Source organism: Actinomyces viscosus (genome assembly GCF_900637975.1).
GTDB classification, from domain to species: Bacteria; Actinomycetota; Actinomycetes; order Actinomycetales; family Actinomycetaceae; genus Actinomyces; species Actinomyces viscosus.
The window spans coordinates 1,587,920-1,608,494 of sequence record NZ_LR134477.1 but is presented as its reverse complement, the minus strand read 5'-3'; the positions used below and the strand labels follow the sequence as shown (position 1 = coordinate 1,608,494).

17 protein-coding genes and 1 pseudogene are annotated in these 20,575 nt (G+C 67.9%); 15 read left to right on the top strand and 3 right to left on the bottom strand.

The window, feature by feature from the left end:
- The first annotated feature begins 610 nt into the window (after positions 1-610).
- The 13 genes from EL340_RS06905 to EL340_RS06845 all read left to right on the top strand — a co-directional run bounded on the left by EL340_RS06905 (position 611) and on the right by EL340_RS06845 (position 15,254).
- On the top strand, positions 611-2,134 hold the full coding sequence (locus EL340_RS06905) for a tetratricopeptide repeat protein (protein ID WP_164719354.1): 1,524 nt from the start codon (positions 611-613) through the stop codon (positions 2,132-2,134).
- Between the two features lie 546 nt (positions 2,135-2,680).
- Entirely contained in the window at positions 2,681-4,402 is a 1,722-nt protein-coding gene (locus EL340_RS06900) for a DUF7926 domain-containing protein (RefSeq protein ID WP_232023259.1), read from the top strand.
- Positions 4,403-4,650: 248 nt separating this feature from the next.
- The gene (locus EL340_RS14910) at positions 4,651-4,818 is read left to right on the top strand and encodes a hypothetical protein (protein WP_164719353.1); all 168 of its coding nucleotides are present in this window, start codon (positions 4,651-4,653) and stop codon (positions 4,816-4,818) included.
- Between the two features lie 187 nt (positions 4,819-5,005).
- A complete protein-coding gene (locus tag EL340_RS06895; protein WP_126413990.1) occupies positions 5,006-6,334 on the top strand; it encodes a homoserine dehydrogenase in 1,329 nt (442 codons plus the stop codon).
- 1 nt (position 6,335) lies between these two features.
- Positions 6,336-7,238, top strand: coding sequence for a homoserine kinase (gene thrB / locus EL340_RS06890; protein ID WP_126413989.1), 903 nt, complete (start codon positions 6,336-6,338; stop codon positions 7,236-7,238).
- Positions 7,239-7,482: 244 nt separating this feature from the next.
- The gene (locus tag EL340_RS06885) at positions 7,483-8,631 is read left to right on the top strand and encodes a CE1758 family FMN-dependent luciferase-like monooxygenase (protein WP_126413988.1); all 1,149 of its coding nucleotides are present in this window, start codon (positions 7,483-7,485) and stop codon (positions 8,629-8,631) included.
- A gap of 64 nt (positions 8,632-8,695) precedes the next feature.
- The gene (locus EL340_RS06880) at positions 8,696-9,424 is read left to right on the top strand and encodes a CE1759 family FMN reductase (protein ID WP_232023296.1); all 729 of its coding nucleotides are present in this window, start codon (positions 8,696-8,698) and stop codon (positions 9,422-9,424) included.
- A gap of 468 nt (positions 9,425-9,892) precedes the next feature.
- A complete protein-coding gene (gene rho, locus EL340_RS06870; protein ID WP_126413987.1) occupies positions 9,893-12,028 on the top strand; it encodes a transcription termination factor Rho in 2,136 nt (711 codons plus the stop codon).
- A 177-nt stretch (positions 12,029-12,205) separates the two neighbouring features.
- On the top strand, positions 12,206-12,418 hold the full coding sequence (gene rpmE / locus EL340_RS06865) for a 50S ribosomal protein L31 (RefSeq protein ID WP_126413986.1): 213 nt from the start codon (positions 12,206-12,208) through the stop codon (positions 12,416-12,418).
- Positions 12,419-12,537: 119 nt separating this feature from the next.
- Positions 12,538-13,632: a peptide chain release factor 1 gene (gene prfA / locus EL340_RS06860; protein ID WP_126413985.1), complete on the top strand. Its 1,095-nt coding sequence runs from the start codon at positions 12,538-12,540 to the stop codon at positions 13,630-13,632.
- Positions 13,622-14,518, top strand: coding sequence for a peptide chain release factor N(5)-glutamine methyltransferase (gene prmC, locus EL340_RS06855; RefSeq protein WP_126413984.1), 897 nt, complete (start codon positions 13,622-13,624; stop codon positions 14,516-14,518). The genes prfA and prmC overlap by 11 nt, the downstream gene beginning before the upstream one ends.
- A gap of 96 nt (positions 14,519-14,614) precedes the next feature.
- Positions 14,615-14,920, top strand: coding sequence for a nucleotidyltransferase family protein (locus EL340_RS06850; RefSeq protein WP_126413983.1), 306 nt, complete (start codon positions 14,615-14,617; stop codon positions 14,918-14,920).
- 64 nt (positions 14,921-14,984) lie between these two features.
- Positions 14,985-15,254, top strand: coding sequence for a HepT-like ribonuclease domain-containing protein (locus EL340_RS06845; RefSeq protein ID WP_164719352.1), 270 nt, complete (start codon positions 14,985-14,987; stop codon positions 15,252-15,254).
- A 71-nt stretch (positions 15,255-15,325) separates the two neighbouring features.
- Here EL340_RS06845 and EL340_RS06840 read toward each other — a convergent pair whose 3' ends face one another.
- Together EL340_RS06840 and EL340_RS06835 are read right to left on the bottom strand one after the other, a co-directional pair.
- Positions 15,326-15,727 carry a MarR family winged helix-turn-helix transcriptional regulator gene (locus EL340_RS06840; RefSeq protein WP_126415360.1) on the bottom strand — a complete coding sequence of 134 codons (402 nt, stop codon included), beginning with the start codon at positions 15,725-15,727 and terminating at the stop codon, positions 15,326-15,328.
- A 97-nt stretch (positions 15,728-15,824) separates the two neighbouring features.
- Positions 15,825-16,829, bottom strand: a complete 1,005-nt coding sequence (locus EL340_RS06835) for an NADP-dependent oxidoreductase (protein WP_126413981.1) — start codon at positions 16,827-16,829, stop codon at positions 15,825-15,827.
- Between the two features lie 421 nt (positions 16,830-17,250).
- On the opposite strand from EL340_RS06835, the gene EL340_RS06830 reads away from it, so the two are divergent.
- Positions 17,251-17,946, top strand: coding sequence for a flavodoxin (locus EL340_RS06830; RefSeq protein WP_126413980.1), 696 nt, complete (start codon positions 17,251-17,253; stop codon positions 17,944-17,946).
- 191 nt (positions 17,947-18,137) lie between these two features.
- Here the strand turns inward: EL340_RS06830 and EL340_RS15925 are convergent.
- Positions 18,138-19,440: pseudogene (locus EL340_RS15925) on the bottom strand (IS3 family transposase).
- Between EL340_RS15925 and EL340_RS06815 the strand changes: the two are divergent.
- Positions 19,439-20,560 carry a ferric reductase-like transmembrane domain-containing protein gene (locus EL340_RS06815; RefSeq protein ID WP_126413979.1) on the top strand — a complete coding sequence of 374 codons (1,122 nt, stop codon included), beginning with the start codon at positions 19,439-19,441 and terminating at the stop codon, positions 20,558-20,560. The pseudogene EL340_RS15925 and the gene EL340_RS06815 overlap by 2 nt on opposite strands.
- The last annotated feature ends 15 nt before the right edge of the window (positions 20,561-20,575 follow it).

The following is a 20,575-nucleotide window of genomic DNA, read 5'->3' as shown; positions in this document are numbered from 1 at the left end:
CTTGGAGTGGACGAGGAATGAGCCCACCGTCGTGATGATTGCGACACAGACTCGTGCCCAGACTCAGGACATGAAGGAACGTGCCGCACTGTGGTGCCAACGGGCTCATGAGCCCTGGTCTGAACCGGAGTGGCTTCTGACCTCATGGCTGAGCCGCCACCTCCCCGTTCCCGGTGTTCTCTTCCTGGATCTGTGGGATGACGAGGTACGTCGTAGCGTCTTGTACGCACTCAACGAGATGCGGATACGCCTGGCTCGTCCCGGGAGCGGATGCGTCATCGTCTGCGGGCCGTTCGCCTTGCTCGGTGACGCCTCCCACGAGGCCGCAGACCTGTGGTCCATCCGGTCCTTGACCTGCGTCATCGGTTCCAGTTCCAGGGAACTGGTGGACCGGCCGCAGCGCCGCGAAGAGGACGACAGTTCTAGCTCCGTGGGAGCAAACGATGGTTCTCGGCATCGCTCTACCTGGAGTATTACTGTTCCTTCGGATCGGCGGACACCCGAACTCGCCATCACCATCCGGGAGACGGACCGGGCCCGGCGTCTGCTGCCTACCGAGCCCTGGAGGGCCAGAGAGGTCCTGGATGCTCTGCCCGAGGATCCATCTCCGTTGGCGTCGGCATTCAGAGGACTGACCGGCGCCGAGATCGGCGGTCTGCTCGACGACGCCGTCACCGTGGAGGTGAATCTCAAGGCCGTCCTGGAGACCCTCGCTGATTTTCCGGCCCCTCTCCGCTCTCAGGTGGCGGATGCGGTTCTGGACATCGCCATGACTTTCGGAGCTGTTGACGTTGCCGAACCAGCAGCTCGGGAGCTGGAACGGTTGGCTCGGGGGCTGGAGGAGTCGTTGGGGACGCCTGAGGCGCACCGTTATCTATCGGTGGCTTTGGACAATAAGGGCGATGTGGCTCGGGCTCGTGGTGATTGGAATGCCGCGGAGGCTGCTTACCAGGAGTCGCTGGGGCTGGCTCGGGGGCTGGAGAAGGAGTTGGGGACGCCGGAGTCCCGCCGTGACCTGTCGATCGCCTTGAACAGCGTCGGGCGGGTGGCCGAGACCCGTGGTGACTGGGATGCTGCAGAGACTGCTTACCAGGAGTCCCTAAAGATCCGGAGAGACTTAGCAGAGTCGTTGGCAACGCCGGAGACTCAACGTAACCTGTCGATCGCCTTGAACAGCGTCGGGCGGGTGGCCGAGACCCGTGGTGACTGGACCTCGGCTAAGGCTGCTTACCAGGAGTCGCTGGGGCTGGCTCGGGGGCTGGAGAAGGAGTTGGGGACGCCGGAGTCCCGCCGTGACCTGTCGATCGCCTTGAACAGCGTCGGGCGGGTGGCCGAGACCCGTGGTGACTGGGATGCTGCAGAGACTGCTTACCAGGAGTCCCTAAAGATCCGGAGAGACTTAGCAGGGTCGTTGGCAACGCCGGAGACTCAACGCGACTTGGCGGTCGCTCTGGGCAATGTGGGGCGGGTGGCCGAGACCCGTGGTGACTGGGATGCTGCAGAGACTGCTTACCAGGAGTCCCTAAAGATCCGGAGAGACTTAGCAGGGTCGTTGGCAACGCCGGAGACTCAACGCGACTTGGCGGTCGCTCTGGGCAATGTGGGGCGGGTGGCCGAGACCCGTGGTGACTGGGATGCTGCAGAGACTGCTTACCAGGAGTCGCTGGGAGTGATTCGGGGGCTCGTGGAGGAGCTGGGGACGCCGGAGACTCAACGCGACTTGGCGGTCGCTCTGGGCAATGTGGGGCGGGTGGCCGAGACCCGTGGTGACTGGGATGCTGCAGAGACTGCTTACCAGGAGTCGCTGGGAGTGATTCGGGGGCTCGTGGAGGAGCTGGGGACGCCGGAGGGTCGCCGAGACCTGGCGGTTGCCCTCGATCATGTGGGTGACATGGCTCATGCTCGTGGCGACTGGGATTTGGCGGAGTCAGTTTACAGGGAATCCCTGAAGATCCGGAGGGGCTTAGCGGAGTCGTTGGGGACTTCGGAGGCTCGTCGGGATCTGTCGGTTGTCCTAGATAATGTGGGGCGGGTGGCTCGGGCTCGTGGTGACTGGGATGCGGTGGTGGCTGCCTACCTGGAGTCGCTGGAGATCCGGAGGGAGCTCGAGGACCTGCTGCGTCTGGAGGGCTGACGCTCCTCACGTCTCACCGAGCGTCTCACAGGGGCGCCGTCGTTCCAGGAACAGCTCCTGCCTCGACGGCGCCCCTGAGTGTGTCCCAACAGGTAGGTGCAAGAGGTCTGAAGGCGGTAGTCGTCTGAGAAAATGCTGAAGGCAACTGTGGCTCAACAGAGATGAAGGCTGTCTGTTTGGAGGCTTGGAACAACCGCAACGCGGTCTCTCTGATAGGAGGGGCACAGTGCCAGCACAGGTACAGCACATGAATGTTGTGGAATACCTACAAGATCGCGTCGTGCCGGTTGTCTGAAACCTAGATCACAGTTGTGTTGAGATTGTGACCTCGTGCGTGTTTTGTGTGTTCGCTACTCCCAAACAGTCGGTTTGTGAAACAGTGGTCTTTGTCATCACGGGCAGCCTTTCCGTCTCCTGAACGGCTGGTGGAAGCGTCCGGTGGTGGTTCACGAGGCAGACCCTTGTCATCTATGCCAGGAATCCGGAGATCCCATGAACACATTGTCCACGGGCGCCACCTCTCGGCCGGCCCTCTCACGAGGGGCGGTGAGGGGACTCGTCGCCATCCTTGCTCTCTTCCTTGTCGCGATCATGTCCCAGCTCTCGCCCCAGGCGAGCGCCGACGAGAACAAGAGCGTCAACGTTTCCAACCTGTCTCTGACACGTGTGGACGGCAACAACGTTGAGCAGGAAGGAAAGCTCAACTACTACGACCTCGCTCGCCTGAGCTTCGACTGGAGCGGCGTCGACGCCAATCTCAAGTCGGGCGACTCCTTCACGATCGGTCTGGGTGAGTACTTCACCAACCTGCAGAACAGCGCCACCCACCCGATGACCGTCGAGTACGGCGGCAAGGACGTCGAGGTCGGCACCTGCACCCTCACCGTCAAGGACGTCACCTGCACCTTCAACTCCAAGGTTGACGAGCTCAAGGCCGCCGGCTTCCACAACTTCAAGGGCAGCGGGTCCGCCCTGGTGGCGGTCGCCAAGACCACCGACGCGCAGACCGTCGACCTGACCGCCAACGGCATGACCACCGCTGTCACCCTGCCCGGTGGCGGCGGTATCGGCGGCCCTGACGAGAGCAACTGGGAGCTCACCAAGTGGGCCTCCAGCTTCTACAACAACTACAAGGAGCTGACCTGGGGTGTGAACTTCGGGACCAACCAGACCACTGGTGACAAGCTCGGCAAGACCTTCGACGGCTCCCGCCAGACCATCGTCTTCACCGACACCCTCGGCGGCGGTATGAGCTTCAACCAGGCCGACGCCACCCGCACGGTCCTCAACCTGCGTCCCGCGGACGGCAAGTCCATCCCCGTGACCAACGCCGCCGGCCAGGACTCCACCACCCAGTACGGTGACTTCGACGTCAAGGCCAGCTACTCCGAGGACAGCCGCACCGCCACCTACGAGGTGACCGGTCCCTTCCAGAACGGCACCAACTTCACCCTGGAGTACCCGGTCTCCTTCGTGGACGCCAACGGCAACGCCGTCGCCGCCACCCAGGGTGCCGCCTACGAGAACACCGTGAACCTCAACGGCACTGACCTGACCAGCACCCAGCAGCAGTCCTACGTCCAGTACTTCGACATCTCGGTCCAGATGGAGCCCGGCTTCGGCGGCTTCAGCGTGACCAAGGTCGTTGAGGGCAGTGCCGCCGCACAGGCCGCCGGCTCCTCCTTCGTCGTCGACGTCGCCTACGAGCTGCCGGTCGCCGCCAGCTCCTACCCTGACTGGAAGGCTCCCGAGGGTCAGAAGGCCACCGGCGAGGGCCGCACCGGCACCTCCTCCATCACGGTCAAGCCGGGTGAGCCGGTCGCCTTCGAGGGCACCTTCCCCGTGGGCACCAAGATCACGCTGAGTGAGGACACCTCCAAGGCTCAGCCCGCCGCCTCCGGCTACGGCTGGGGCGAGCCCGCCTTCTCCGTGGACGGTCAGAACACCAACACCTTCACCATCCGCGACCAGGAGGTCGTCAAGGTCTCCCTGACCAACACGACGACCACCACCACGACCCCGCCGACCACCACGCAGCTGCCGCCCACCGAGTCGAACCCGCCGGCCACCGTGGCGCCGCCGAGCACCCCGGGTGCTCCGCAGACCACTCCGGCCGCTCCGGTTCCGCCCACCTCCACCCCGAACACGCCGTCCAGCACCCCGCCGCTGGCGCACACCGGTGCTAACGCCGTTGCGCTCCTGCTGCTCGCCGGTGCCGGCCTGGGTAGTGGCGCCCTGCTCATGGCTCGCCGCTGCAAGGCCTCCTGAACGCGGGTAACCGCTTCTCGAGCCTGAGCGCTCTGCAAAAGTCCAGTGGTCCCGTCCGGTTCACCCGGGCGGGACCACTGGCGTTGAGCGGTGGTCGCCTTCCCAGAGGCCCTCCTGCCCGGCAGTGACTGTCTGCCTCGAGCAGGAGCAGTCAACGGGCTGACTCAGCCCTAGGGGTGAGTGCTCCTCCCCATCAATCGTTCTCTCGGGGGTCACGTCGTTGGCACGCCGGTCCCTAGCCTTGAGGCATGAGCGCCACCACATCGTCCTCACCCTCCTCTCTGAGCTCCTTCGTCTCCTCCCTGGAGCAGCCGCCCCCGGCGTGGGCCAGGCCCGACGACGGGGCGTTTCCGATGCCCACGAGTCTGACTCGGGTGATCGGTCGACTGCTCAAGCAGATCATCTGGCGCCGCTGAGGATCCCGGGCCGCGTACCCGCAGGCGGACGTGCACGCTTCCTGAGGGCGATGACCCTTATGCTGGCCCGCAGCGACCGCCAGCACAGGCGGACAGCCGGACGGACGTCCCCGTCGTGCCCGGCTCCATCGCATCACCCAGTCGAAGTGCCCGCGCACGGCACGCAACACAGCAAGGTGGTCATCCCGTGGCTCAGGAGCTTTCACCCGCCCAGCGCACCCTCACCGTCGGCGTCCTCGGCGCCGGGACCGTCGGCAGCCAGGTCATCCGTCTGCTCACCGAGCAGGCAGACGACTTCGCCGCCCGCTCCGGTGCGCGCCTCGAGATCACTGGCGTTGCCGTACGCGACGTCAACGCGCCGCGCGACGTCTCCGTCCCCCGAGACCTCCTTACCGATGACGCCACCGCCGTCGCCACCGGAAACGACCTGGTCATCGAGCTCATCGGCGGCATCGAGCCGGCCCGCACCCTCATCCTGGCCGCCTTCAAGGCCGGGGCCAGCGTCATCACCGGGAACAAGGCACTCATCGCCGCCCACGGCCCCGAGCTCTACGCCGCCGCGGCCGCCGCCGGCACCGACTTCTACTACGAGGCCGCCGTCGCCGGTGCCATCCCGGTGGTCTACGCGCTGCGCGAGTCGATGGCCGGGGACCGCGTCACCAGCGTGCTGGGCATCGTCAACGGCACCACCAACTACATCCTCGACGAGATGAGCACCAAGGGCCTGTCCTTCGAGACCGCCCTGGCCACCGCCCAGGAGCTGGGCTACGCCGAGGCCGACCCCACCGCCGACGTCGACGGCCTGGACGCCGCCGCCAAGGCGGCCATCATCGCCTCGCTGGCCTTCCACACCCGGGTGGGTCTCGACGACGTCTCCGTCCAGGGCATCCGCGAGGTCACCGCCGACGACATCCGCGAGGCCCACGCCTCGGGCTGCGAGCTCAAGCTGCTCGCCATCGCCCAGCGGCGCGACGACGAGCACGCCCACGGAGTCTCCGTGCGAGTCCACCCCGCCCTGGTGCCCAGTGACCACCCGCTGGCCAGCGTCCACGGCGCCTACAACGCCGTCCTCGTCGAGGCCGAGAGCGCCGGGCGCCTCATGTTCTACGGGCAGGGCGCCGGAGGAGCCCCGACCGCCTCGGCGGTCCTGTCCGACGTCGTCGCCGCCGCCGCCCACCGGGTCCACGGCGGGCAGGCTCCCCGCGAGTCGTCCTACGCGCACCTGCCCGTCCTCGGCCCGGAGGCGGCCGTCACCCGCTACCAGATCCAGCTGCGCTCCGACGACGCCGTCGGTTCCCTGGCCGCCATGGCCTCCGTCTTCGCCGAGAACGGGGTCTCCATCAACTCGGTGCGCCAGAGCGCCTACGTCACCGCCGACGGCAGCGACGACCAGGCCGTCGTCACCTTCGTCACCCACCCGGCCCCGGTCTTCCACCTCGATGCCGCCGTCGAGGGACTGCGCGCCTCGGACCGGGTCGCCGAGATCGTCTCCATCCAACGCGTCGAGGGTGAGTGACATGCGCATCGTCTACGAGCGCGCCGCCGTCCGCGTTCCGGCCACGACGGCGAACATGGGGCCCGGCTTCGACTCCTTCGGCATGGCGTTCCGCTACTACGACGAGGTCTCGGTACGGCCGATCACCGGCATCACACGGGTCATCGTCGAGGGCGTCGGCGCCGAGACGGTCCCCACCGATGACGACAACCTGGTCGTCCAGGCCCTGCGGGCCGGCCTGGACGCCGTCGGCGCCCCGCAGGCCGGCTTCGAGATGCGCTGCGTCAACCGGATCCCCCACGGTGGAGGCATGGGGTCCTCGGCCAGTGCGGCGGTGGCCGGGCTCATGCTGGCGCGCGGCCTCATCTCCGAGCCGGAGGCCCTCAGCGACGACCGGATCTTCGCCCTGGCCACCGACTTCGAGGGGCACCCCGACAACGTCGCCCCTGCCGTCTTCGGGGGCGCGACCGTCGCCTGGGTCGAGCGCGGCGGGCACCCGCGCATGGCGCCCATGCCCGTGGACGCCTCCCTGGGGGTCAGTCTGCTCATTCCGCCGTCTACCACGCGCCTGTCCACCAAGGAGGCCCGCCAGGTCCTGCCCGTCTCCGTGCCGCGCGAGGACGCCCTGTTCAACACCTCCCGGGCGGCCGTGCTCATGCTGGCGCTGGCCGGACGCCCCGACCTGCTCATGGCCGGCACCGAGGACCGGCTTCACCAGGAGTACCGGCGCGGGGTCCTGCCCGCCTCCATGGCGGTCATGGACTCCCTGCGCGAGCAGGGGTACCCCGCCGTCATCTCCGGGGCGGGGCCCACGGTGCTCGTCCTGTCCACCCTGGCCGACCAGACCCGCTTCGCCCTGGAGAACCACGGTTGGAGCGTGCTCAGTCCCGGCATCGACACCCGTGGTGCGGTCCTGACCTCCTGAGCCGCAGCCGGCTGTTTCCGCATCGCTTCCCGAGTGGGGGCGCCCTCAAGCGAGAGGGCGCCCCCACTCCGTGTCTGCCTCTGCTCCTACCCGATGACTCCGCCCTCATCTCTGCCGGCTCGGCCCCGCGATGGGGAGCGCGTCACACTCGAGTAGTTGAGAAATAAACTATGGATGTCTCCGGTTTCATCAGTCAGCAAGGAACGAGCATCGAACCGGTGCAGAGGTAGAGAAAGGACGTGTCATGCAGTTCGGAATCTTCACGGTCGGAGACATCACCACCGACCCGGCCACCGGCAAGGCCCCCAGTGAGCACCAGCGCATCAAGAACACCGTCGAGATGGCGGTCCTGGCCGAGCAGGTGGGCCTGGACTTCTTCGCCACCGGGGAGCACCACAACCCGCCCTTCGCGCCGTCGTCGCCCACGACCCTGCTGGCCAACATCGCCGCGCGCACGGAGTCGCTGCTCCTGACCACCGCGACCACCCTCATCACCACCAACGACCCGGTGCGCCTGGCCGAGGAGTACGCCTACCTCCAGCACCTGTCCGACGGTCGCGTCGACCTCATGATGGGGCGCGGCAACACCGGGCCGGTCTACCCCTGGTTCGGCAAGGACATCCGCAAGGGCATCTCCCTGGCGGTGGAGAACTATGACCTGCTGCGCCGCCTGTGGCGCGAGACCAACGTGGACTGGGAGGGCGAGTTCCGCACCTCGCTGCAGGACTTCACCTCCATGCCCCGCCCGCTCGACGGCGTCCCTCCCTTCGTGTGGCACGCCTCCATCCGCTCGCCCCAGATCGCCGAGCAGGCCGCCTACTACGGGGACGGCTACCTGCACAACAACATCTTCTGGCCCATCGACCACGTCAAGAAGATGGTCGACCTCTACCGCGAGCGCTTCGCCTTCTACGGTCACGGCACCCCCGAGCAGGCGATCGTGGGCCTGGGCGGGCAGGTCTTCGCCGCCAGGAACCAGGCCGAGGCCGTCGAGCGCTACACGCCCTACTTCCGCAACACCTACGTCTACCAGGGGGCCGGCCTGGAGGAGATGACGACCCACACGCCGCTCGCCGTCGGAACACCCGAGCAGATCGTCGAGAAGTACCTGACCTACCGGGACGCGATCGGCGACTACCAGCGCCAGGCCTTCAACGTCGACATGGGCGGCGTCCCCCACCGGGAGGTCATGAGGCAGATCGAGTACCTGGGTACCGAGATCGTCCCGGCGCTGCGCGCCGAGCTGGAGTCCACCAAGCCCGAGGGCGTCCCGGACGCGCCGCTCCACCCGCGCCACCGTGCCCTGCTGGAGGGGACCGAGCCTCCGGTCGAGGAGCCCTTCTCCCTGTCCAACGAGTTCGACCCGCTCACGGGCCGGAAAGTGAGGATCTGAGATGAACCGCGAAGCACTCGACCCGACCGGCCAGGTGCAGGAGGGGGATGGCATGGCTGCCGGTATGGCCGCGCCCGTCGCCCCGTCCGGGGGCACCCAGTCCCTGGCCGGCTCGCCGACCTACGACGCCTACGCCAACACGCAGATGGGGCGCCTGAGCCGAATCGTGGCCCTGCACGCCGGGGTCTCCGAGCCCTCGACCTCCCAGATGCTCGCCGAGCGGCTGGCCGAGTCCACCCGCAGGGCCCTGGAGGCCGACTCCCGCCTGGCCAGTATCGAGGTCATCGGGCTGCGGCCCCTGGTCAAGGACATCGCCCTGGCCAGTGTGGGAGGGCCGGTGTCGGCCGAGCTGCAGAAGGTCGTCGACGCCCTGGCCGCGGCCGACGGCGTCGTCCTGGTCAGCCCCGTCTTCCAGGCCTCCTACTCCGGGCTGTTCAAGTCCGCCATGGACGTGCTGCCCGCCGGCACGCTCGAGGGCGTTCCCGTCCTGCTGGGCGCGACGGCCGGCACCGCCCGCCACAGCCTCGTCACCGAGACGGCGCTGCGGCCGCTGGCCACCTACATGAAGGCCCTGCCGACGACGACCGCCGTCTTCGCCGCCAGTGAGGACTTCGGGGCCGCCTGGCAGACACCGGCCTCCTCGGACCAGCCCGAGGCCCCCTTGAGTGAGCGGGTGGCCCGGGCGGGGCGCGAGCTGGCCACGCTCATCGAGCGCTTCCCACGGCGCGCCCCGCTCGACCCGCTGGCCGACTTCGCACCCATGGGCGATCTGCTGGGAGGCCGGCGCGGCTGAGGCCGTCGGGCCGGGGAGAGCAAGGGCCTAGCAGGGACCCGTTGTGTATGTCCGAGTGAGGGCCAGTTCTCACCGGTCGCCGACGCCGCGGACGCACCGTAGGGCCCGCGGACTGCCCCCTTTGGGGCCGTCCGCGGGCCCTACGGTGCGTCCGCGAGGGTTGATGGAGGCGCCCGGCAGGATCTGGGGGCGGTCGGCGGTGTGGTCGGGTCGAGCATGTGTGGAATAACGGCGGAGTGTTCGGCGTTGCTCACCGGTGTTCCGTTAGGCACTGCGCGAAGGGGCTGCTATGCTGACGCCGTCGGCCGCGCGGATTGCACCACGCCGCTGACCGCACCAGCCCCGGACCTGAGGCTCATGCCTCAGCAGGAACCGGCAGTGCATGACCCTCCCCGTGAACGATTCCGGGGGAGTCTCCCCAGTTGAACGTCTCCTCCCGCGGAGCGTCATCACACCGTTAGGACACTCGTGACCGAGACCTCCAGCGCCCAGCCCTCGCTTTCCACCATGCGTCTGGCCGAGCTCCAGTCGCTTGCCAGCTCCATGGGCCTCAAGGGCATCTCCCGCATGCGAAAGAGTGAGCTCGTGGCCGCCATCCGTCAGGCGCGCGGCTCCTCCGCCCCTGACACCCACAGCGCGTCGAGCACCTCGTCCGACGCCGGGGCGACCGACGCCCCCGACTCCTCTTCCTCCTCCTCCTCCGGCGAGTCCTCGCCGGAGCCCACCCAGACCACCGCTTCCGGACGCTCGCGCCGTCGCCGCGCCACCGCGGCCTCCGGTGCCCCCGAGGAGCAGCAGTCCTCCCCGGCTCTCGACCTCGGCATCGACCTGCCCGACCGGTCCGGATCCTCCAGCAGCTCCTCTACCGGTGACTCGGGCAGCGGCTCCGGTCGTGACGAGGAGCGTCCCGCCCGCGGCCGGTGGCGCGAGCGCACGGAGCGTTCCGAGCGCTCTGAGCGAGGCGATCGCGCCGAGGCCGGCGATGGCGGTGACTCCTTCGGCCGCTCCGAGCGCGGTGAGCGCTCGTCCCGGGACCAGGTCCGCCGCGGCCGCCGGCGCGCCCAGGCCTCCGCCGGCGCCCCCGAGAACCAGGAGCGCTTCTCGCGCGAGCCCCGTACCGACTCGCCCGAGGACCACGCCGATGCCAAGGCCGCCCTCATGCGCGACCTGGCCGACGCCACCGGAACCTCCGTCGTCGAGCCCCAGGAGCGTTCACGCCGTGGCCGTGACGGTAACGACGACAACGACGGCTACGACGACGAGCGCGGCGGGCGTCGCCGTCGGGGCCGTAAGCGCGGACGCGACCGCTTCGACCGGGACGACCGCGACGGCGGTCGTGAGAGCGGCCGCGAGGGCCGTGACGGCAACAGCGGCCGCAACCGCAACCAGTCGCGTGAGGACGAGGTCCTCCTGCCGGTGGCCGGCATCCTGGATGTCACCGACAACCAGCACGCCTACCTGCGCACCTCCGGCTACCTGCCCGGGCCCAAGGACGTCTACGTCTCCAACCAGCTCATCAAGGACAACGGGCTGCGCGCCGGCGACGCCGTGACCGGCTGGGTCCGTGAGGGCGGAGAGTCCTCCACGCCCCACCAGGGCGGACGCAACAACCGCCGCCAGAACCGTGCCGGCCGCGTCAAGTACAACCCGATGGTCAGCGTCGAGACCGTCAACGGCATGGACGCCGAGCGCTCCAAGCGCCGTCCCGAGTTCGCCAAGCTCACCCCCCTCTACCCCCAGGAGCAGCTGCGCCTGGAGACCACGCCCAAGGCCGTCACCCCGCGGATCATCGACCTGGTCTCGCCCATCGGCAAGGGGCAGCGCGGGCTCATCGTCTCCCCGCCCAAGGCGGGCAAGACGATCGTCCTGCAGCAGATCGCCAACGCCATCAGCGTCAACAACCCCGAGGCCCACCTCATGGTCGTGCTCGTCGACGAGCGCCCCGAGGAGGTCACCGACATGCAGCGCACGGTCAAGGGCGAGGTCATCGCCTCCACCTTCGACCGGCCCGCCTCCGACCACACGATCGTGGCCGAGCTGGCTATCGAGCGGGCCAAGCGCCTCGTGGAGCTGGGGCAGGACGTCGTCGTGCTGCTGGACTCCATCACCCGGCTCGGACGCGCCTACAACCTGGCGGCCCCGGCCAGCGGCCGGATCCTCTCCGGCGGTGTGGACGCCTCAGCCCTCTACCCGCCCAAGCGCTTCTTCGGCGCCGCCCGCAACGTGGAGAACGGCGGCAGCCTGACCATCCTGGCCACGGCCCTGGTGGAGACCGGCTCCAAGATGGACGAGGTCATCTTCGAGGAGTTCAAGGGCACCGGAAACATGGAGCTGCGCCTGTCGCGCCAGCTCGCCGACAAGCGCATCTTCCCGGCCGTGGACGTGGCGGCCTCCGGTACCCGCCGCGAGGAGCTGCTCATCGACCCCGCCCAGCTCAAGATCATGTGGCGCTTGCGCCGGCTCTTCGCCGGGCTCGAGCAGCAGCAGGCCCTGGAGCTGGTGCTGTCCAAGCTCAAGGACACCCAGTCCAACGCCGAGTTCCTCATGGTCCTGTCCAAGACCACCCCGGCCGGCACCTCGCTGGCCGACGGCGAGGACGAGTAACGCAGTCGGGTTCGGTGCAGGTTCCTCGGGCCTCAGTCGAACCCGGCGGGTGCCCGGTCTCACGCGGCACAACCGTTGCGTGGTCGCCGCGGCCGGTGGCAAAATCTGCTGCTGGCCTCCGGTTCACCTGCGCTTCCGCGTGGGACCCGGGACCCTCTGACGCTTAAGGAGAAACCTATGAAGCAGGGCATCCACCCCGACTACGTGGCCACCACGGTCACGTGCACCTGTGGCAACACCTTCGAGACCCGCTCCACCGTCACCTCCGGTGAGATCCGCGTGGACGTGTGCTCGGCCTGCCACCCCTTCTACACCGGCAAGCAGAAGATCCTCGACACTGGTGGCCGCGTTGCCCGCTTCGAGGTCCGGTACGGCAAGCGCAGCAAGTAGCCGCGTCCAACGACGCCGGCGGCCGGCTCCCAGAGCCGCCGTCGGCGTCGTTCGCATATCGCCCGCGTATCACCGGCGCGCATCAGCACGACTCCTAGCCCGTGAAGGAACCCGAGTCCATGAGTGAGGACTTCTCCGCCGCAGAGCCGCTCCTGGCCGAGTACGCGGACATCGAGGCCGAGATGGCCGGGCCGGCCGCCGCCGACCCCGGCGCCATGCGTCGGCTGGGGCGCCGCTACGCCGAGCTGGGCAGGGTCGTGGCCGCCTACCGGGCCTGGAAGACCGCCAGCGCGGACCTGGCTGACGCCCGCGAGCTGGCCGCCGAGGACGAGGACTTCGCGGCTGAGGTGCCCGCCCTGGAGACGGCTGCGCAGGAGGCCGGCGAGCACCTGCGCGAGGTCCTCGTGCCCCGCGACCCCGACGACGCCCGTGACGTCATCATCGAGGTCAAGGCCGGCGAGGGCGGTGAGGAGTCGGCACTGTTCGCCTCCGACCTGGCCCGCATGTACTCCCGCTACGCCGAGCGTCAGGGCTGGGCCGTGGAGGTCCTCGATGCCACCGACTCCGACCTGGGCGGTTACAAGGACGTGCGCCTGGCCATCAAGACCCGCGGACCCGTGGAGCCCCAGGACGGGGTGTGGGCGCACCTGAAGTACGAGGGTGGTGTCCACCGCGTTCAGCGCGTCCCGGTCACCGAGTCCCAAGGGCGCATCCACACCTCGGCGGCCGGGGTCCTGGTCATGCCGGAGGCCGACGACCCCGGCGAGCTCCAGATCGACGCCGCGGACCTGCGCATCGACGTCTTCCGGTCCTCGGGCCCGGGGGGACAGAGCGTCAACACCACCGACTCGGCCGTGCGCATCACCCACCTGCCCACCGGGATCGTCGTGTCCATGCAGAACGAGAAGTCCCAGCTGCAGAACAAGGAGGCGGCCATGCGGGTCCTGCGGGCCCGGCTCCTGGCCGAGCGGGCGGCTGAGGCCGCCGCCGAGGCCGCCCAGGCCCGCCGCAGTCAGGTGCGCACTGTGGACCGCTCCGAGCGCATCCGCACCTACAATTTCCCTGAGAACCGGATCGCCGACCACCGCACCGGCTTCAAGGCCTACAACCTCGATGCCGTTCTCGATGGTGATCTCGGCCCGGTGATCGCCTCGGCCATCGCCATGGACGAGGCCGAACGGTTATCCCAGGTGGGTGAGGGCAGTGGTTCCTGAGTTGTGCGGCGGCGCGCCGGCGGGCGCGGTGGACCGTTACGGGCTGCGGGCGCTGGTGCGCCAGGCGGCCGGACGGCTGGCGGCGGCCGGAGTGACCAGTCCCCAGGTCGACGCCCGGATCCTGGCCGAGCACCTGCTGGGGCGGGCCCTCCTCCTGGCTGACGGCGCCGACGGCGACTTCCCGGCCGCCTACGACGCGCTGGTGCTGCGCCGCGAGTGCCGTGAGCCGCTCCAGCACATCATCGGGCGCATGTGGCTGCGGGGCGCCGAGCTCATCAGCCGCCCCGGCGTGTTCATCGTGCGCCCGGAGACCGAGGTGGTGGCCGGAGCCGCCATCGAGGCCGCCCGCGAGGTGATGACCAACGGCGGGGGAGTGGTCCTCACCGCCGACCTGTGCACCGGCTCGGGCGCGATCGCCGCCTGCATCGCCAAGGAGGTGCCGGGCGCCCGGGTGGTCGCCGTCGAGATCAGCGAGACGGCCGCGGCCCTGGCCCGCGAGAACTGCGAGCGGCTGGTTCCCGGACGTGTCGAGGTGATCCACGCCGACGCCACCGACCCGCTGGTCCTGCACGATCTCAACGGGCTGGTCGACGTCGTCGTCTCCAACCCGCCCTACGTGCCGGCCGGCGCCGTGGAGGACACGGAGACCTCCCGCCATGAACCCACCGTGGCGCTCTACGGCGGTGGGCCCGACGGGCTGGACATCCCGGTCGACGTCCTCGTGCGCTCGGTCGCCCTGCTGCGCACCGGCGGCGTGCTCGTCATGGAGCACGACCATGAGCAGGGGGCGCTGCTGCGGGCGGCCGCGCTCGGAGCCGGCTTCAAGCAGGCCGAGACCGGTAAGGACCTCACTGGCCGTGACCGCTACCTGCGCGCCGTGAGGTAGGCCCTTTCTCCGGGCTGATGGTGGTTGGGGAGCTTGTCTGCCTTCGCTGCGCCGAGCTCCCTGGCCAGGTTCCAGCAGTTCTGAGAGAATAGCCGTGTGTCTGCAAGAGTGGCGATTGATGCTCAAGCGCTGTCGGCGGCGTGCGCCCGGTTCGGTGTTGCTCGACTGCGTCTTTTTGGCTCAGTGCTGACCGATCGTTTCGATCCTCATGCCAGCGACATCGATTTTCTTGTTGACTTCCAAGCGGGGCGCGAGGATCGATTTGCCGATTTCTTTGGTCTGCAGGATGAGTTGACGAGGATCTTCGGCAGGAAGATTGACCTGATCGTTGCGGAGTCGGTCAAGAATCCTTACTTCAAGTCCTCGGTGCTGAGGAACGCTGAGGATGTCTATGCGGCCTGAGTCCTATGCTCACGTTTGGGATGCTCTTCAGGCAGTGCAGGCCCTGGGATGATTCATGCAGGGTGTGAGTGAGGAGGAGTACCTGTCAAATCTGATGTTGAGCTCTGCTGTTGAGCGGCAGATCGAGATCCTCGGTGAGGCGCTGAATAGGGTACGGCGATCCGATCAACACGCGGCTGACAAAATTCCCGACCTTCATCAGATTATTGGTATGCGCAATATCATCGCCCATGAGTATGGCAGTGTAGATGGTCGAATTGTCTGGGCTGCGGCAAAAACTCGGGTACCGTCGCTGGAGACGGTATTGATGAGGCTGCTCAACGAAGAGTGTTGAATTGTTTTCAGGAGTTTCTATCCTGTTGGCATAGTGGTCGACGAATTGAAGATCATGCCTAATCCGTTGTTTCAGTCGGTGGCGAGTCGGTCCGCTGACTCACGGATCACCGCCGTCGCGTCCTCGAGGAAGGCGACCAGCTGATCGACCTGGGGAGCGGGCCAGTCCTGAACCAGGGCAGTCAGCTGCTCGTTCGCAGGACGGAACACCGTAGCCAGCCGGTCCGTACTGGCCACCTGAATGGTGAAGGAACGCAGGTCCTTCTTGCTGGGACGGCGCTCGATCCATCCGTCGCGGCTCAGCCGACCCAGGACGCTGGCCATCGTCGTCGTCGCCATCCGTGTGCGACGAGCCAGCGCGGTCGGCGTCTGCGGGCCCTCCCGGTGCAGAATGTCCAGGACGGCCAGATCGCTCTCATTGAGTCCCAGTCGGCCTGCAACGGCGCGGTTGCTGGCGGCCAGCTCGCTGTTCATGGCGCGCAGCGCCCGAATCAGACGCTGATCGTGAAGCGGCTGCCCCAAACGATCCTCCTCCTGCAGAGCCGACGTCGCTATCGGTGCAAAGCACCTGTCAACGCACGCTGACAACGAGCTTGCCGCGGACATGTCCCCCGGCCAGCTCCTCGTAAGCAGTCCGGACGGCCTCAAGCGTAAACGGGTACAGGCCGGCTGTCTCCACCGTGATCACCCCGTCGGCCACCAGGTGCGCGACCGCGTCAAGATCGCCCGGCTGAGCGTGCCGGGCTCCGGTGAACTGCGCGCCCCTCAGGAGTGCCCGAGGCGAGGGGACCAAGGTACCGATGGAGTGACCCGACAGGCCCAGAGCGAATCCGAGCCCGGTGTAGTCGCCTCCGTAGCAGTCGAAAAGCTTCGTCACCGGTGACGGCGCAGCCTTGCGCAGTCGGTCGAGCAGCCCGTCACCGTAGGCCACGGGAATGGCCCCCAGGCGGCGGAGGTAGTCGGCGTTGCGCTCGCTCGCGATCCCGATGACCGTGGCACCCCGGCTGACGGCCACCTGCACGGCGAGAGAGCCCACACCGCCGGCAGCAGCGCTGATGACCACGACGTCCTGCGCCTGCAAGTCCAGTCGCCTGAACGCCCCACAGGTGGTTTGCGCGGCGACCCCCAGAGAGGCCGCCACCTCGAAGCTCATGTCCTTCGGCTTCACGGTGAGGTCACCGACGGGTGCTATCAGCTCGGTGGCGAGCGCGCCCCGGGGGCTCACCTGACCCGGAGCGCTCCTCAGGGTTCCGAGCACGGCGTCCCCGACGTGCAACCCTCCCGAACTCGCCGTGCGTGCCCCACCCGCACCGACGGCCTCGACAATGCCGGCGAAGTCGTGGGCGACACCCCGAGGGAAACGAGGCGTGCGGCCGTTGCGCACGGGATGGATCAGGCGCTGAATGTTCTCGACGACGCGCAGGTCCCCGCCGAAGGTCTTGAAGTCGATGGGGTTGAGACCGACGGCGTGAACGGCGACCCGCACCTCGCCGTCGCCCGGTTCCGGATCAGGGACCTCAGCCTCCTCCAACACCTCGGGGCCGCCGATCCTCCGGTACTGAACGATCCGACTCATGAGACTCTCCTGGACTCGCTTCTCCGCAGTGAAGGCTCTCCATCGTGAGGGAACGTGACGTGGCCTTCGCCCAACACCATACGTCGTTAGTACGAAATTCGCACTAGATCGATCCCGGGAAGCCACCGAGAGAGTGGTCCGCAACATGGCACTGCCGATACCTGGCGCAGCGCAGAACGAACCGGCAGAATAGTTAGCGCTCGCACACTCTCCGACGAGACGTGCTCGGTCACCGCACAGGGGCGGTGATGAGCACGTCCGGGCCTACCGTCCAGGCGCTCTACGCGCCTTCGTCCTTTACCGCGAACGGAGTCGTTCATGACCACGTCCTTCGAGTACAAGGAGGCCGCTCGTGAGCAGCGCTTCGTCATCAGCGAGACCCGATCGCTCTGAAACATCCTGACAACTGGAGGTCACCGATATGTCGCAACCTACTGCGCGCCGTTCCTTCATCGCCCTGTCCTCAGCCACAGCCCTTGCGGCCATCGGCGGGTGCTCGATCCTGGGACGGGAGGATGAGGCGGACGCGCCTCGCGGGCAGACCACGCAGGTCGCCATCGCAACCGACTCCTCGCGCACGATCGTCGTCTACTTCTCCATGCCTGAGACGGACAAGACGACCGGCCTGACTGAGGAGGAGGAGAACTCCGTCGTCGTGGTGGACGGCAAGGCCCTGGGCAACACCCAGTACGTCGCCCAGCTCATCGCCCAGGAAACCGGGGCGCAGACGACGCGGATCGAAACCGTTGAGGCCTACCCGCTGGACCATCAGCGGCTCAGTGACAAGGCGCAGAAGGAGCAGGACGACAAAGCGCGTCCGCAGATCAAGAAGCTTCCGGACATGAGCGGCTACGACACGATCTTCCTGGGCCACCCCATCTGGGGCTCCGACATCCCAATGCCTCTGTACACCTTCCTGGAGCAGACGGACCTGAAGGGCAAGACCGTCGTCCCCTTCTCCACCCACGGTGGTTCCGGCCTGGCCGGGACCCCGGAGGCCATTGCGGGTGCCGCGTCGGGCGCCACGGTGAGCGACCACGCCCTGTCCGTCTCACGTGACCAGATGGACGGCGCGCCCCAGGCCGTCACCTCCTGGCTGTCGGAACTGGGGCTGTGACGAGGGCTGCCGTCGACGACGCCCAGCCGACGTCGTCCTCACAGCCCAATGCCGAGAACCGGCTGCGCAGGAGGCATCTGCTGGCTCGTCTGACGTTGTGGGCCGTGGCCGTCGTGCTTCCCCTGCCCCTGGTGGCGGCCTACGGAAGCCAGGCCATGGGGCCGCTGGTCGTGCGTCAGGCGGTTGCTCTGTCAAGCCCCGGGTTTTGTGGAGGCTGGTTTAGTTGGTTGTGGTTGTTCCTGGCGGTGGTGGTCGTGGTGGGTGTCGGGGGCCCAGGCGGCTTCGTGCTCGGCGGGGGTGCGCATGCCGATGGCGGAGTGAGGGCGAATGGTGCCCGTACCAGTGGACCCACTCGGCGGTGGCGACCACGGGCGGCGTCGATGTCCTCCCAAGGTCCCTGGTTACGGATGAGCCCCGGCCTTGTACAGCGAGTTGAGCGCCTCGGCCAGAGCGTTGTCGTAGGAATCCCCCTTAGAGCCTACAGAGGCGACTGCCTCGCAGTCTGATAGGGCCTGCCCGTAGCGGATGGACCGGTACTGCACGCCGCGGTCGCAAGTGGTGCACCAGGCCAGAGAGATCAGCCCCGGTGCGTTTTCGCTGCCAGACGGCCATCTTGAGGGCGTCCAGAGCCAGGTCGGTGCACACTGGCCGGTAGGTGGTCTGCCACCCCACGATCCGCCGCGAGAACACGTCGGTGACGAAGGCGACGTAGACCCACCCCGAGAACGTACGCACATAGGTGATGTCGGCGACCCACAGCTCGTTGGGCCTGAACGCGCTGAAATGCCTTTTGACGAGGTCGGCCGGGCACCGGTCCGGAGGTGCCGAGCGGGTCGTCCTGGGCGACTTGGCGCGCCTGACACCGTGCAGACCCAGGTCGCCCATGAGCCGCTCGACGGTACAGCGGGCCACGTGACCGGCTCCGTGACGCTCGGCGACCTCAAGGGCGACCCCGCATCACGTGCATCTTGCGGGCCCCCAGCACCGAGTAGCTGGTTCTTGTGGACCCTGGATATCTCCGCCTTGAGGGCCTCGTCGAGCAACGACCTGGCTGATGGAGGACGGCTACGACGGGCGTAGCAGGCACTCGGGGCGATCTGCACACCAGCCTCGCTGAGCGTGGCGCAGATCGGCCAGGCCCCGAGCTCCTCCTTCTTGGCCTCGATGTACTGACAGATCAGCGCGACGGGCGCTCACACTCCGCCGCGAAAAAAGCCGACGCGCTCTTCAGGATCGCGTTGGCTCTTCGCAGCTCTCGGACCTCCCTTCTCCAGCTCCTTGATCCGCTGCGCTTCATCGGTGGTGGTTCCCGGTCTTAGACCACCATCGACCTGGGCCTTCTTGACCCAGGAGCGCAGAGCCTCGGGGTGGACTCCCAGCTCCTCGGCGATCCTGCGGATCGCGCCCTTGGCCCGCGCCGGGTCGGCCAGCGCCTCCAAGGCCCGTCCTCGTGGCCCGCTCGCGCAGCTCATCGGGGTACTTCCTCTGTCCCATGACAGTGATCCTTCCGTGTCATCACCGCCTCCATCAAACCCGGGGCGATTCACTGGGGCTGGCAGCCCTGGTCCTGGCCTGGCTGCACCAGCGGACTACCTACGGAGCCGATCCCCTCGGGGCCCGTCTGGGGACATGGGCCTGGTACCTGTCGATCGCGACGGTGTCCCTGGCGGTCTTCTTCCTGTCCGGGTGGATCGTCGACCACGTCCCCGGGGCCGCGAGGCTGCGCTCCTGGCTGGAGCGTCTGCTGCCCCACGGCCTGGGGGTGTGGCTCCACCGGATCAACCTCGTCATCGTGGTGATGGTCCTGGTCCACGCCCATATCCTCGTGCGGCTGCGCGGCGGGTACGTGGGCTTTCTCCTCCTGCTCGACGTCGTCACCGCGGCGGTCCTCATCGCCTGGGCGTGGTGGGCCTGGCGGCGGCGCCGGCCCCGCGCCACCGTCATGGTCAACGAGGGCCTCAATGCCGATCTGCGCAGGCTCGTGCTCGCTCCGGATACTCCGATGAGCCGTCTGGAGCCGGGCGACGTCATCTTCATCAAGGTGGTCCCGCGCTCGTGGAGTGCGGCGCTGGCGCGCCTGTGGCGCCAAGGGGTGCCCGGGGACTGGCATCCCTTCTCGGTGACCGGTGCCGACCCCGAGCGCCTGAGCTTCCTCATTCGCCAGCTCGGAGACTTCACCCGTTCCCTGTCGGAGCTTCCTGTCGGTGCCCGCGTGGCGGTGCAGGGACCCTACGGGCGCTTCGGCCGTATCGCCGAGGCTGGTGGTGATCGTCCGCTCGTCCTGGTGGGAATGGGAGCGGGCAGTGCGCCGCTTCTCAGCATGATCGAGACCTACGCGCGTCGTCGGCCGGTGCACCTCCTGTGGAGCGTGCGTCCCGCCGGCCGTGAGGCCGCCACGGCCCTGGTCGCGCCCTACCGGGACGCTGCCCGCCTCACGGTGCAAGAACGCCGCTTCACCGAAGACGACCTGACCCGGATCCTGCAGGACCGGGAAAAGACCCTCGGTCAGTTCTTCATCGTCGGTTCTCCCCGAGCAGTCATCGCGATGCGTCGCACGCTCCACCGGGTCGGGGTCCCGCGCGGTCATCTCCACGACGAACGCCTGACCATGTGACGAGACGGGCAAGGG